10 protein-coding genes are annotated in these 13901 nt (G+C 45.7%); 4 read left to right on the forward strand and 6 right to left on the reverse strand.

From position 1 onward, the window contains the following. Positions 1–65: 65 nt before the first annotated feature. Together DWZ38_RS00255 and DWZ38_RS00260 are read right to left on the reverse strand one after the other, a co-directional pair. Complete coding sequence (locus DWZ38_RS00255; RefSeq protein ID WP_117849374.1) at positions 66–1517, reverse strand: family 43 glycosylhydrolase; 1452 nt, start codon at positions 1515–1517, stop codon at positions 66–68. A gap of 265 nt (positions 1518–1782) precedes the next feature. Continuing rightward, entirely contained in the window at positions 1783–3852 is a 2070-nt protein-coding gene (locus tag DWZ38_RS00260) for a carbohydrate-binding protein (RefSeq protein ID WP_117849375.1), read from the reverse strand. 302 nt (positions 3853–4154) lie between these two features. On the opposite strand from DWZ38_RS00260, the gene DWZ38_RS00265 reads away from it, so the two are divergent. The 4 genes from DWZ38_RS00265 to DWZ38_RS00280 all read left to right on the forward strand — a co-directional run bounded on the left by DWZ38_RS00265 (position 4155) and on the right by DWZ38_RS00280 (position 8990). After that, positions 4155–5849 (forward strand): histidine kinase, encoded by a 1695-nt coding sequence (locus DWZ38_RS00265; protein WP_117849376.1) that lies wholly within the window; start codon positions 4155–4157, stop codon positions 5847–5849. Positions 5850–5859: 10 nt separating this feature from the next. Next, positions 5860–6624, forward strand: coding sequence for an AraC family transcriptional regulator (locus tag DWZ38_RS00270; protein WP_117849377.1), 765 nt, complete (start codon positions 5860–5862; stop codon positions 6622–6624). A 225-nt stretch (positions 6625–6849) separates the two neighbouring features. After that, the gene (locus DWZ38_RS00275) at positions 6850–8313 is read left to right on the forward strand and encodes an ABC transporter substrate-binding protein (RefSeq protein ID WP_147342956.1); all 1464 of its coding nucleotides are present in this window, start codon (positions 6850–6852) and stop codon (positions 8311–8313) included. 218 nt (positions 8314–8531) lie between these two features. Then, a complete protein-coding gene (locus DWZ38_RS00280; protein WP_021924850.1) occupies positions 8532–8990 on the forward strand; it encodes a DUF2798 domain-containing protein in 459 nt (152 codons plus the stop codon). 73 nt (positions 8991–9063) lie between these two features. Here the strand turns inward: DWZ38_RS00280 and DWZ38_RS00285 are convergent, their stop codons facing one another. From DWZ38_RS00285 to DWZ38_RS00300, 4 genes are all read right to left on the reverse strand, one after another. Continuing rightward, a complete protein-coding gene (locus DWZ38_RS00285) occupies positions 9064–10593 on the reverse strand; it encodes a hypothetical protein (RefSeq protein WP_117849379.1) in 1530 nt (509 codons plus the stop codon). 74 nt (positions 10594–10667) lie between these two features. Continuing rightward, positions 10668–11672, reverse strand: coding sequence for an alpha/beta fold hydrolase (locus DWZ38_RS00290; RefSeq protein WP_117849380.1), 1005 nt, complete (start codon positions 11670–11672; stop codon positions 10668–10670). Positions 11673–11849: 177 nt separating this feature from the next. Further along, on the reverse strand, positions 11850–13142 hold the full coding sequence (locus DWZ38_RS00295; RefSeq protein ID WP_021924846.1) for an ATP-binding protein: 1293 nt from the start codon (positions 13140–13142) through the stop codon (positions 11850–11852). After that, complete coding sequence (locus tag DWZ38_RS00300; RefSeq protein WP_117849382.1) at positions 13139–13891, reverse strand: LytTR family DNA-binding domain-containing protein; 753 nt, start codon at positions 13889–13891, stop codon at positions 13139–13141. The genes DWZ38_RS00295 and DWZ38_RS00300 overlap by 4 nt, the downstream gene beginning before the upstream one ends. Positions 13892–13901 lie beyond the last annotated feature (10 nt).

The raw sequence follows: 13901 nt of genomic DNA on the forward strand, positions 1-13901 counted from the left end.
TTCCCTTTTATTTAAACTTTGTCTGCTATTAGCAGATAAAGTATTTCTTGCTTTTTAAGGCGTTTTTACTTCAGGTCAAAGGACATAAAGTCAAACGCACCAGTTCCCTTGTAGCTGAAATACAGTGCCTCTTTCTCGCCAAGTCCGCTTAAATCAGCCGCAAAGCCATGCTGCTCTTTGCAAGGTTTCACCTGGATCTTTGCCACTGGCTTGCCGCCTTCCTCTGTGGTCACATAAACAACTCCAGTTGCTTTTCCCTTAATGTTAATGCGAACCTTTGAGGTCTCACGCAGGTCAAAATATTTGAAACCTGCCACTGCTCCGTCGCACATATTTGCCACATACTGGTCAGAGCCCTGTTCACGGTCTTTTCCCTCCTGTGTCAGATATGGATGACCAGACTTGAAATGCTTGATCATGCTCAGGAAACGGGTTCCCTTTTTGCCATATACGTTGCAGGCGATGTAGGAAGGATAGTTTCCTTTTCCCTTAAGCGGTCCGTCATTCAGACCACAGGAGGTCATCTCTGCCTGATAGAATTTGCCATTCTCGAAGCGGATGCGCTCTGCACAAGCCTGACGGGAAGACTGCTTACGGTTACTGTGTCTGTGATAGAAAACATAATAGCTTCCATTAATCTCGATCAGGCTTCCGTGAGTGTTTCCGGTACAGTTTCTTGCATTTTTTACATCTGTGATTCCAGGAAGGCCGATGTCCCCGTTGCTGACCAGAACACCACCAAACTCAAAGCCCTCTGTAGGGTTATCGCTTGTTGCATAGCAAAGCTCATGGCTGTTCAGGGAGCTGTAGATGAAGTAATAGGTTCCATTGAATTTACGCATGGAGCTTGCCTCCAGGAAGGGATGCCCCTCATAAGAACTTCCTGGTGCTTCTTTCTCACTGGCAATTCCAATGTATTTCGGTCCCATTTTTACAGTAAGCATATCTGCGGGGTCCAGCTCGAAGCACATTGCACCGTGCTCAGTCGGCTTGGAGCCATCAAGCAGAAGGGGATTTCCTTGAAGGGCAAAGCCTGTGTAAAGATACAGCTTTCCATCGTCATCCATAAAAATGCCCGGGTCAAACTGCAGTGGCTCCTCTTTCTTTCCAATAGGAGTGCCGTCTGCATATTTTACATAACCATAGAATTCATATTTGCCTGCCGGCTTGTCACAGACAGCCACAGAGATCATCTTGGTGCCGCCCATGAAATAATAAAGATAAAATCTTCCGTCCGATCCCTGGATCATATCCGGTGCTGCCAGACCATTTGTAAGACGGATCTTCGGCGCTGCCGGATCCTGCTCTCTTTTGAAAATAACACCCTCATAACGCCAGTTGCCAAGATCGTCTACCGGTGCTGACCAGCATACATAGTCTCCAAGACAGAAATTCAAGCCGTTAAAAAGATCATGAGAACCATATATGTATACACGTCCGTCCACAATATGCGGCTCCGCATCCGGCACGTATTCCCAGCTTGGCAAATACGGATTTACAGCCTGCTTTGTTTTCATACTTCATCCTCCATTTACTATTTTTGCTTTGCTGCCCGCGCTTAAACATAAGCTTCCCAATCAGCAGACAGCATGTTTTATTTTATGCAAGTATTATAGCATCTGAATTTTCCCGTACCCGTTTTTAGCGCAAAGTGTATGAAATTTATCGCAAGTAGTACAAAACCGATGCGCAGCTTGCAGGACGGGCTGCTACTCCTTCACAGTTATGCACAAAAAAGGCACTGCGAAAATGTGCAATTCTCACAATGCCTTTCTTTATTCCTTAATTTCTCTCAAATCCAAACTGGTCAAAGCTGCAGATCATCTTGCCTTCCTCACCGTGGAAAACGAAGTATACTGCATGGACACCGGAGATTTCCTGCTGGCAGTCTGCCTTAAGCCAGCTCCAGGAGGTTTCGTTGGAGCCATCCTCTTTATTCTGGGCATTTTCTACTGCGTCAGCGGTCAGCTCCAGAGTTCCTGCAAGAGTTCCTCCCTGGTCTTCTGACGGTGCATCCAGATAAAGGTCAACAGAACCATCTGCACAGTCTGCAGTTTTGGAAACCAGCATTTTCAGAGTATCTGTTCCGGCATCACCGAAATCAAGATATTTGTAGCCTACAATATTACCGTCCTTCAGATTTGTTACACAGGTAGTGTGAACGGCATCCTGGTCACGGTCTGCCACAACATATGGTCCGTTTACAAGGCAGTCACTGTGCACGTTGTCCCCTTCTGTGGATGGTGCCGGGTGATCCACTGCCTCAAGAAGATAGGTTGTGGTATTTGCATTCCATGTGGAAAATGCATCCATGCTGTCAGCTGCACCGCAGGAGGTAAGTTCCATTGGAGTGATTACCGGGCTGCCGTCTTCTGCAGGGCCAACGCCGATCTGACCGACAATTGCCTGTCTGGAAGCGTTGCTTGCATTTGTCTGGCGATGTCCGAAGAAATACCATTTTCCGTTTACCTTTGCCATTCCGCCGTGGTTGTTTCCACTGATATAAGTTGCAAAATCCGTAAACTCCATCTCGCCTGTTTCCTGATTTTTCACATAGCGTCCGCTGGTATCGGAGATTACATTTCCGTGATCGCCGCTGACAAGAACGCTGGTGTCATAGCCTACAACATCATTGTCAATTCCGTTGGAACCATAGTGCCAGGTGCCGTTCATCAGGTCATCGGTCCATACGTAAGAGATTGCAGAATTGTAGAACGCTCCGTCTGCGCCAACCTCGTAGCTTACATAGAGAAGCACATAAGCGCCAAGCTCATCCACATAACCAGTCAGGGACGGTCCTTCAAAAATCGGAAGGAAACCACGCTCATCGGTTGGGCACCAGGTGGTTTCTGCAATTTCATATCCGTCATCTGCATTTCCGTCCAGCTTGTAGATAGAAGCCACATGCTTCATGCCGGTTGTGTAATTGTCTTCTTCTACCATTTTGCTGATTTCTTCGTTATCCGCATAACCGGAGGTCATGTTGGAAACTGCCATGTAAATGGTTCCGTCTTCAATGTAAAGGCTTGGGTCATAGCTGTTCTTAATCGGAATGGTGAGAAGTGCCTGATCCGGATCCCATGGGCCTGCCGGGCTTGTGGAAGAACGAAGGACAGAGTTCTCAAATACCTGACTGGATACCATATAATAAGTATCTGTGGTCACATCATACTCTGCATCCGGAGCAAACAGCATGTTTCCGCCGTAAGTATTTCCCTCGGAAATATCCAGGATCACGCCCTCATATCTCCAGTCGCTTAAATCATAGACAGGCGCAGACCACAGAACCTGCTCGGCACTGCACATGCTTTTCCCCTCTTTGTCGTGGGAACCGTAGAGATATACTCGCCACTCTTCATCATCTCTGGACCAGAATACGTGGGGTTCTCCATCCGGCACATACTCCCAGGATGGAAGCAGCGGATTGCTGGAACCAGACTGGTCTGCCGGCTCTCCGGTTTTCGGGTTTGTTTCATATACAAGGGGATCTGTCTGGTAAGAATACTCTGCGCCGCACTCGCTGCACACATAATGACGAAGACCTCCTTCCGTATCTGTGGCCTCATGGCTGTCCTCTGCCAGCTTGTAGCTGTTGGTGTGCTCGCAGGCACGGTATGGGGAAATCTCGTCATCGGATACAGCATCACCCTGTGCACTGTTTTCCTCTGTCTCGTCAGATTCAGCCTCTGTTGAGGCATCATCTGCATTTTTTGCTTCAGCCTCTGTTGGTGCTTCTTCGCTGACAGCCTCATCCGTAGTCTCTTCGCTGATGGTTTCTTCCGCCAGTACAGCAACTGCGTTTCCTGTCAGCAGCAGGGAACCTGTCATTGCCAGTACCATTAACTTTTTCATTTGCTTCGCTCTCCTTTTTCATATTTTGACAATATCTGCACATTCCGCGTTCATTGCCCGGAATGCTTCTGTTTTTATATTATCAGCAAACCACCCCGGCTATAATGTCCGTAAATGACACAAACCTTTCCTATTATGACTTTCTATTGACGGATTTCATGGTTTTGCTATACTTTTATTAGGATGTTAGGGGCAAAAGGGCTTTTGACCCTAACTCGATATCCACGAATTGCTCCGCTGCAAAGCAGCTCCCGCAATTCTCAATTTCACAAACCACACAGAAGCACTGCGAGGATTTCTCTATGAAACACTTTATCCAGACCCTTACAGGCAAGATCACCATTGTCATTCTGCTGATTGTTTTTCCTGTTATTTTCATGGTATACCAAAACGGCCGCAGCACACGGCAGAACTGGCAGGAGCAGCAGATCACCAAAGCGGAAGATGACCTTGCTTTATATGTCTCCTCCATGGATCACATTTTTGACATTCTGGAGGAAACCCTTTTATATCTTCCAATCAACAACAACAGCTTCAACCAGCTGGTCACCTTTCCCCAGTCTGATACCCAGAGGCACTGGAGCCTGCTGATCAGCATAAAAGAACAGATTTCTTCCATAAAAGAGATCTACCCTTTCATGGAAAATATTTTCGTGTACTACCCGGAGCAAAATCTGTTTCTCAATGAAAAAGTAAATCTGGAAATGACTGCCGTGATTCGAAAACAGGCGGAAAATTTCTCAGGTTCTGCTGCCTCTTCCAAGCTTTGGAACACCGTTTCCACCGCCAACGGCTATTATCTGTACTGGCTTTATAAAAGAGACGGCTACTGTCTTGGTTCCTGGATTTCCTATGATGCGCTCCTTTCCTATATCTGTCAGAATGAAAGTACAGCAGCGGCAGATACCCCCACTTATCTTCTCACAGACTTTGCCGGAAACGTGCTCACTACCCAGGATGGCATAACCGTCATCCCCAGGGAATATCTTGGCGCTACTGTGGAAAAGGATGGGCAGTTTTTTATCACCTGCCAGGCGCTTCATCCAGGCGTGTACATTGCCAGAATCCTTGGGACAGCTGAACTTGGGCTTTCCCCCCACTGGTATTCCAGCAGCTTTGCCGCAGTTACCGTCCTGGCCCTGCTTCTGGTAATCTGCGTAGTCCTCTGTATTTCCCACTGGGTACTCACCCCTGTAAAAGAACTGACCCAGGGAATTGAGGAAATCGCCTCTGGAAATATTGAGCACCGGCTTCAGAATCCGTCTGGCACCAGCCTGGAATTCGAGAAAATTGAGACAGAATTTAACCATATGATGGACCAGCTCAAAGATATGCAGATCCAGATTTACCAACAGGAGCTGGAACAAAATGAAACAAAGCTGCGCTATCTCAGCCAGCAGATCCAGCCTCATTTTATCCTGAATTCCCTGAACACCCTGTACACCTACAGCAACCGTGATGTGGAAGCCACCCGGAAAATCATTCGTCTTCTTTCCCAGTATTACCGCTACGTGGTCAACATCGAATCCCGTTATGTAAACCTTGGTCAGGAGCTGGACCATATTGAAAATTTTCTCAAGCTTCAAAAAATCCGTTTTCCCAGAAAGCTGGACTACGAAATCCTCTGCGAAGACGGAATTGACATTGTCCCTATCCCGCCTTTTCTCCTGGAAAGCTTCATCGGAAACAGTCTGAAATACGGCCAGGATGAGCAGGAAAAAATTATGATCCGGATCCAGGCTGTACAGGTGGAGCCTTTTGTAATCCGTATCAGCGTGCAGGATCAGGGCGAAGGCTTTTCCCCGGAAATCCTTGAGGCCATCGAGGAGTACCACAAAACTCATGTGAAAAATGAACTGCTTGGCACCGGTATCTACAACTGCATCGAAAGGCTTAACCTGATCTATCAGGACCGCGCCCAGATTCGCTGCTATAATGCACTTCCCCACGGCGCAGTTGTGGAAATCACCATTCACCTGAATCAATGTGAAAATTAGGAGGTCGGTTATGAATACTTATTCGGTTCTTATTCTGGATGATGAAGAATTTTCAGTAGATGTGCTGATGGAAGATATCCACTGGGAAAAATGCGGCATTTCCCAGGTACATGGCGTGTATTCCGTCCGCCAGGCAAAGGAATTCCTGAAAAAGAATGCGGTCAATATTCTGATCTGCGACATTGAAATGCCAGGGGAAAACGGCCTTGACCTGGTGGAATGGGCCATGGAATATGCACGTTTCAGCAAGGATCCCATGATCTGCATTATGCTTACCTGCCACCCGGAATACAGCTTTCTTCGCAAAGCCATGCAGCTTGGCTGCCAGGATTATCTGCTGAAGCCAGTGGATGAGGAAGACCTGGAAGCCAGCCTGAAAAAAGCGGTGGAGGCTTTGAATCTCCGAAGCAAAGCCTACCGGCAGGAACCGGAAAAGGAGCCGGAATCCGGCCGGGACATTATCCGCCAAAAAGTGCTACCTTACATTCACCAGAATCTCACGGAGTCTTTTACCGTGTCGGAGCTTGCACAGAATGTTTCCCTGAATCCTCAATACATGATGCGTCTTTTCAAAAAAGAGACCAACATGTCTGTGCTGGAATATGTAACCGAACAGCGAATTCTACGGGCAAAGGAGCTTCTGCTGTCCACAGATTCTTCCATCGAAAATATTGCGGTGCAGCTTGGCTATTATAATTACACTTATTTTATGAAGGTATTTAAGCGCAATATGGGAATGAGCCCGGGGCAATACCGCAAGCAGTATGGGAAATAGAGCGCAATTCTCACTGTGCACCAAATGTATCTGACAAAATTCCATTCGTGAATAATCACAAATCCATAACCAACAGGGGGAGCAACATTGAAGCATCATAAATTATGTTTACAGAATTTATTTGAAAAAACCTTTTCCAGAAAAACTTCCCGGACATCGGAATGCTTAGCTAAAAAAGAGCATTTTCTCTGTGGAATCACCTTAGCTGCTGGAGGTACACTTTGCATGCTTCTTTTGGGATGCTCTGGAATTCCAGCTGGGGATTCTGCCCAAACAGTCGTCGCAGAGGATGCCCCCTGCCAGATCGTGATCGAGCATCTTACCCTTGGCGATACCCCTATGCCTGACCTTCAGAAAGTAGCGGATGCCGTCAGCGCCATCACCCTTCCGGAAATCAACTGCACCGTAAAAATTGAAAACATCCCCATCTCCGACCATGCCACACGCATCAGCCTGATGTCTGCCCAGAATGACCAGCTTGATATTATCAATACCGGACGTACCGTTTCCCTTTCTGAGATGGTGGCGGATGGAACCCTGCTGCCTCTCGATGACCTTCTCACCAGCCATGGCTCTGCGCTTCTGGAAAAAGCAGGCGACCTGATCAAAGCAGACATGATTGACGACCACATTTACTCCGTCCCTGCAAATCTTTACTGCGGGGGAAATTCCGGTTTTCTTTACAACAAGGATATGGCAGACAGATATAACATCCACCTCTCAGAAACCATGTCTGTGGAAGAAATCGAAGCTATTGCCGAAGCGCTCCACCAGCACGGGAAATACCTGCTTTCACAGGGGGACGGCAGTGATAACCCGATTTTGCTTGGAACCTTTTTCCCGTCAGTTGTTCCAGTTGGGAGCAGTATGTATGCCAATGGAGTCTCTGTGTTCGGTGATTCCGGAACTGATATCATAAATGTTTTTGAAACAGAGGAATATCTTGCATACTGTCAGCTTCTCAGGCGGTGGCAGCAAAACGGATGGCTTCCGGCAGATTCTCTTACCTCCGGCCTTCTGGTAAATCAACTTTTCCAGAATGAGGAAATTTTTATGACATGGCTCACTTCCAATCCCGTGGAGGAAGCTCTGCAGGCAAAAAATTATGGTTTTCAGGTAGATATGTTCGCCACCACTTCCCAGACGCCCCTTCGGACCAATCAGGTGCAGGAAGATGGATGGGGAATCAGTTCCACTTCCAAAAATCCAGAAAAAGCCATGGAATTTCTCAATCTGATGTATTCTAATCCCGAGATTTCCAACCTGCTGATGAATGGAATTGAAGGCCAGGAATATCAGAAGGTAAGCGACCGCATTATCACTTACCCAGACAACGTTTCTGCTGATAATATTGGATACAGCCGCTATTTCTCTGTTTTTGGAGATTTTATGGACATTTACCAGTGGCAGCCCGTTACAGAAGATTTCTACCAGGATTTAAAAGATTTCCGAGACAATATCACGGTCAGCCCGCTTCTTGGCTACACCTTTGACGTATCACCGGTTGCCTCTGAGTATGCCGCCGTTATGCGGGTGCTTTCCGAATATCTGCCGCCTTTGGAATGCGGGATGATTGCAGATGTGGAAGGAGCTGTGAAAAATATGAATGTACTGCTAAGTGATGCCGGGATCAACCAGATAATTGAGGAAAATCAACGGCAGTTGGATTTGTGGCTTGCTGACAGATAACATGTCCGTTTTGTGCAAAAGCAACGATAGCTTTTTATTTTTCATACAAAAATTTTTAATTGCAATTCTCCGATTATCTGGTATAATAATCACTCGGTAAACAACTTCATAACAAATTAGCTCTGGTATAAAATTGGAAACGACACAAGTGTACGCTTGATAACGAACAACACATGTGTCTTTTTTGTACTCAAAATTCAAAAAAGGAGAAAAATTTTATGCCAAAAACAAAGTTTCAAAATGTAATCTTTACCCTGATGATGTCCTTTCTCATGGTTTACGCCATGATCTGCTACAACATTTCCCTGAACATCGGCGGAATGAGCAACCAGGTATTCCTGATGGCCTTCGGTGAAATGAAAATCATGTGGCCGGTTGCATTTGTGCTGGAATTCTTTATTGTGGACAACCTTGCTCATAAACTTGCCTTCCGCATCGTCACACCAAAGGACAGACCATTTGCAATCACAGCAGCAATTTCCATTATGATCATCTGCATCATGTGCCCGGTCATGAGCCTGATTGCCACAATCTTATTCAAAAACGCAGGTTCCCAGTTCGTTGCCGTATGGTTCCAGACAACCTTCATGAACTTCCCAGTTGCTTTCTTCTGGCAGCTCATGTACTGCGGTCCCCTTATCCGCTTCCTCTTCGGCAAAATGTTCCCGGAGAAATAATCAGTATTTGAAAAGGCATTGCAGGATTTTCGCTTCCTGTAATGCCTTTTGACTTATATCTTCTATATAGATTTTATTTTGTATACACAAGTTTCGTTTCCCCAGTCATTCCATAATCATCTGGGTCTGGGGTGCCGAAGATCCAGCCGTCGTAGCCCTGGGTGATCATAATGTTGCGAAGGGAGCTGGTCACGCGCACGGTAATGGTATTTTCACCGGGCTGTATGTAGGCAGTGAGGTCAGCGGTGCGGCGGTCCATGTTGACCGGGACTTTGGTGTCGTTGATCCAGATAGCGGCGGTTCCGCCCTGGAAGCTGTCGGCCTGGAATTCAATTTTGCCTGAGTTCGTTTTGGCAGCTTCTGAAGAAGCTGATTCTGTGTCGCCTTCGCTGGCTTCAGTATTTTCTGCAATCTGCCATTCATCTGGAAGTTCAAATGTAGTGGTGTAGGTTCCAATACCAGACACAGTTTCACCAACAGACTCTATATCTTTCCATGAAACCAGCTCAGCCAAGGTTCCGACGTCTATTTCTACGTGATTGGTTGTGTAAGCAGCTTCTGTTGTGGTAACTCCGGTATCCTCGTTTTCCTCGGTGCGGGTTACTTTCTCGCCAGGCTCGTAAGAATCTATGGTAAGGTTCCAGTTACTCAGTGTAAGTACATTATTGATAGAACTTTTTTCCTGCAGTTCATCTACTGCTTCATTGCCTTCTTTCTCTTTTGCACCAGCTGCATTTTTCGAAACATTCTTCTCAACTTCTGATTTCGTATCTGCAATGTCTTTTGCTTCATTTCTTGTTCCTTCTCCAGAATTCTCTGCCTCAATCTGCTCCACAGAGTTTTCTCCGTCATCCCCATGCTTCAGCGCAAACACCATCGTCTCTCCAGGTGCCGCCTCCACATGCAGCACAGTTCTGCCATCTTCATAGCTGACGCCCTGAACCTTTTCCACGTTTCCGCTCCAGGTGTCGATCACATAAGGCTCATAAATTCCATCCAGTGAAATTTCGCCCTCGTAGTTTTCCTCATCCTCATACATGTAGTGATAAAGATAGAGATAATCTGCATCCTCTGCACTTCTCATAACCGGAAGAAGCTTTGTATTTGCCTCCTTGTACTCCACTCTTGGAGATACCCCAAGCTCCTGAGATGCCGCTTCCTCATCCGGTGTAATGGAAATCAGGTTGGCTGTGGACCAGTGGGTTCCGCTTGTCATGCTTACGCTCATCCCAAGACGGTTGCATTCCTCAATAATCACTTTCGTGTCATGAATCCACTCTGGAGAACCCCACGCGTAGGTTTCCTTGTCCAAATACTGGGACTCATCCAGAGTTACAAACTCAATTCCGCCATAACCATCGTCATAAAGTTCCTGCACAGATTCCCGCAAAGTCTCATCTGTATGAGAACCTTCTGCCAGCCACCAGCGGGCATAAGGTTTATATTTCATTTCCGGCTGGGAAAATTCCGCTGCAATCTGATTGGCAAAGTCGTCCTCACTTCCGTTATTTTCTGCTGCACTTACGTGTATCAGTGATCCATTCAAAGACATGGCAGCCAGAATTGCTGCCATAGCTGCGGCCTCAAATTTTTTCCTTTTCACTTTTCTCCTCCTTTTAAAAAATGGGCACTCGATAAGAGCACCCCATATTTTATTTCCAGCAATTCAATCTGAGATTATTTTTCCTCTAAGTGAGCATCCAGGAATTCCAAGCCTACCGTTTCCGCATAATCCCTTCCCTCTTCGAAGTTCATCTCAAATCCATGAGTAGAACGCTTTCCATATATCGGAACCAGAACAGAGCCTTCACTTGTATAAGACTCTTCCAGTGCTTTTTCAGAATAGCTATATGGAACCAGGCTGTCATTAATTCCGTGAATTAGCATAACATCTCCGTCATACGCACTGATGGTTCCATAAACATCTAAATCATAAACTGCCTTCACATATTCAGAGCCAACCGTTCCAACTGGCATCTCCGCCTCGCCTTCTGGAATATCTTCTGCAGATGCATAGGTCTCCTTTGCATTGTCCGCAATGCAAAGTGCCGGATAAACTAGGATCATAGCCGCCACATCATCCGCACGGTCTGCCGCTGTCAGCGCACTGACAAGTCCGCCCTGGCTCTGTCCAAGAAGGAACAGATGATCCTGATCCACATAATCCTTTGATTTCACAAAATCCATAACTGCGCTTAAATCAGACTTCTCTGTCATAACCGTCATGTCCATAAAATCCATATCGCTGTTTCCATTCTGGGAACCGCCGCAGAAATCAAAGGTATAAACCACATAGCCGTCCTGTGCTGCTTTTTCCGGCCATTTCGCACGCTCCATCATTTGGGAAGTGGAGCCGATTCCGTGACTCATAATGACCACCGGATAAGTCTGGTTTTCGTCAAAATCAGCTGGATAATAAAACTGTCCGTAAATATTGTTGTCTCCATTTTTACACCAGGAAACCACTTTTGTGCAGCCATCCAGTTCGGTGGTGTAGCCTTCCTCTATTTCTTGATTTGCTTCCTCTGCTTCGCCTTCTGCTTCAGAATTTTCTTCTGTATCTGTACTTTCCGTCTCTGCCTGCACATCTGCATTCTCTTCTGCCCAAACAGATGTTGCTGCACAGCCTGTGCTTAATACTGCTGCCATACCAAGTGCCAATAATACTTTCTTCTTAAACATCTCTCATTCCTCCAAATTCGTTGACTTATTATGAAAAAGTTTATCATCCTTACTGGCAGTTTGCTACCATACTTGCATAACCTTGCATTTTTCCGTCATAATCTTCATTCATGCAAGTGCCTTTCATCCGACCAGTAAAAATATAGCGTGCATAAACATTTACGCACGCCACGCTGCTCATTTTTCCATGCTTGGCAGGGGAATCAAAATATTAATATTGAACACTCCGTCCTCCGCTGTCACGGACATATTTCCGTGATGATTTTCCGTAATCATCTTAATGCTCTTCAGACCAAAACCGTGATGCTCTTTATCTTTCTTGGTTGTCTCAAAACCATCGCCAGATTTTTTCAATTCTCCCTCATAATAATTTTCCTCATGAATGGACAGGAAATTTCCCCGGGTACGCACCAGAATATTGATTGTCCGTTTCTCTTCCTCTTCCAGATGGGAAACAGCAGTCACCGCATTGTCCACAATATTTCCAAACAGGGAACAAAGCTCACTTTCTGATAAAAAATCCAGTTTTTCTCCCTCTGCGATACAGGTCATGTTAATTTTGTTATATTCACAGTAGAGTTTCTTTTCTGTAAGAATGGTATCCAGAATCTTGTTTCCCGTCTGAAACATAGAATCATAAATTGCCAGTGCTTTCTGGATTTCCTTCGCCTCTTTTTCGTAGGCACTTCCAGACAGACTTTGCAGACGCTTGAACCAATGCTTCAGATCATGGCATTTGATATTGATCAGTTCCATATTTTTTCTGGAAAGCTCATATTGCTGCTGTTTCTGATAGAGCAGATCTTCCAGCTGCTGCTTCTGGGCAGAAATGGAATTGCGCTTCAAAGTACCAAACTGTACCATCAGAAGCAGCAGACAGGCAACCATGGAAAAAATTTTCCACGCAGCGAAAATCTCTTTTGTCTCCACGCCAAGCATATGGTCTACCATATAAAACTTAAACACCGTATCAATCAGCCCTGCTGTTACCAAAAGCAGCAAGAGGAAACCCGGGTGAACGGTTACATGCTCCGTTTCATCGATTCTCTTTTCCATAAAATGCAGTACCATATATACGGCCACTGCCAGCAACACTACATAAAGCAGAATAAATGCAATCCCATCGTTTATGTTCAGAAAAGTCTGTAACAGAATAAACACGCTGTACAAAATAATCTGGGTACTGTACGCCGCCACACTGACGAAAAAGATTTCCCTCACAGAATTTTCATAGCAAAATACCATGGTCAGCATGCTCAGAAGAAACATGATTATGATTCCCGGGATACTTTCCCACATGGTTTTGGTATTGCTTACAAAGAGCAGCGTTCCAAACAGACAGATTCCGCTTCCGGCAGCCGCTCTTATCCAGAACAGCGGTTTTCTGGCAAAATTACGGCACATCAGGAAACTGAACAGCAGTAATTCAAAGGTAAGTTCACATTTCCAGACAATCTCCCATATGTTCATGCGCTGCATCCTCCTACATAATCATTCAGGGCTTTCATAAAGCTTTTCTTCCTGGGATGGCTGATCTGCAGCTGGATTTCCCCAATGCTTACCAGATAACCTTCCACAGAAGTCACGTAATATAGGTTTACATAATAGCAGTTGTTGCATAATGCAAATGTGTTGTTTGGAAGTTCTTCCATTACCTTTTTCATGCTGCCATAGGCTTCCACATCCTTTTCCTCAAGATGATAGATTACTTTGTGGCCCAGTACTTCCACGTATTTGATTTCGTCTATAGAGGTTTTCACAAGGCCGTTTCTGGTGTTGATGATGAACTGCTGTTTTTCACGGGAATAGATTTGCTTTACCGCCCGTTTCATTTTCAAGCTGAAGCTGAAATAGTTAAGGGGCTTTACAATGTAATCCATAGCATCCACCTCATAGCCGTGAACCGCATACTGTGCCATGCTTGTCACAAAAACCAGCACTGCCTCTGTGTTTCTCTCCCGGAATTTCCGCGCCGCCTCAAGCCCGTCCATGTACGGCATCTGAATGTCCATAAATACCATCTGGAAGTCCATTTTCCGCTGTTCCAGAAAATCCATGGCATCATGAAACTCCGTTATACTAAAATGCTCATTCTCCTCTGTCTCAAACCGTCCCAAAGCATCTGTTATTATTTCTCTGTCTGTATCGTTATCTTCTACAATCGCAATGCGAAGCATTTTTCCTCCTCCAATCCCCAAATATTCCCACACTTCTTCCATAATATCTTAT

The organism is Ruminococcus sp. AF31-8BH, from assembly GCF_003460605.1.
Taxonomy (GTDB): domain Bacteria; phylum Bacillota; class Clostridia; order Lachnospirales; family Lachnospiraceae; genus Blautia_A; species Blautia_A acetigignens.

What these genes read in the sequence shown, in the direction of transcription:
- DWZ38_RS00255 (WP_117849374.1), bottom strand. Translation starts at nt 1,517, where the DNA reads ATGAAAACAAAGCAGGCTGTAAATCCGTATTTGCCAAGCTGGGAATAC.
- DWZ38_RS00290 (WP_117849380.1), bottom strand. Translation starts at nt 11,672, where the DNA reads ATGTTTAAGAAGAAAGTATTATTGGCACTTGGTATGGCAGCAGTATTA.
- DWZ38_RS00280 (WP_021924850.1), top strand. Translation starts at nt 8,532, where the DNA reads ATGCCAAAAACAAAGTTTCAAAATGTAATCTTTACCCTGATGATGTCC.
- DWZ38_RS00295 (WP_021924846.1), bottom strand. Translation starts at nt 13,142, where the DNA reads ATGAACATATGGGAGATTGTCTGGAAATGTGAACTTACCTTTGAATTA.
- DWZ38_RS00260 (WP_117849375.1), bottom strand. Translation starts at nt 3,852, where the DNA reads ATGAAAAAGTTAATGGTACTGGCAATGACAGGTTCCCTGCTGCTGACA.
- DWZ38_RS00275 (WP_147342956.1), top strand. Translation starts at nt 6,850, where the DNA reads ATGCTTCTTTTGGGATGCTCTGGAATTCCAGCTGGGGATTCTGCCCAA.
- DWZ38_RS00300 (WP_117849382.1), bottom strand. Translation starts at nt 13,891, where the DNA reads ATGGAAGAAGTGTGGGAATATTTGGGGATTGGAGGAGGAAAAATGCTT.
- DWZ38_RS00265 (WP_117849376.1), top strand. Translation starts at nt 4,155, where the DNA reads ATGAAACACTTTATCCAGACCCTTACAGGCAAGATCACCATTGTCATT.
- DWZ38_RS00270 (WP_117849377.1), top strand. Translation starts at nt 5,860, where the DNA reads ATGAATACTTATTCGGTTCTTATTCTGGATGATGAAGAATTTTCAGTA.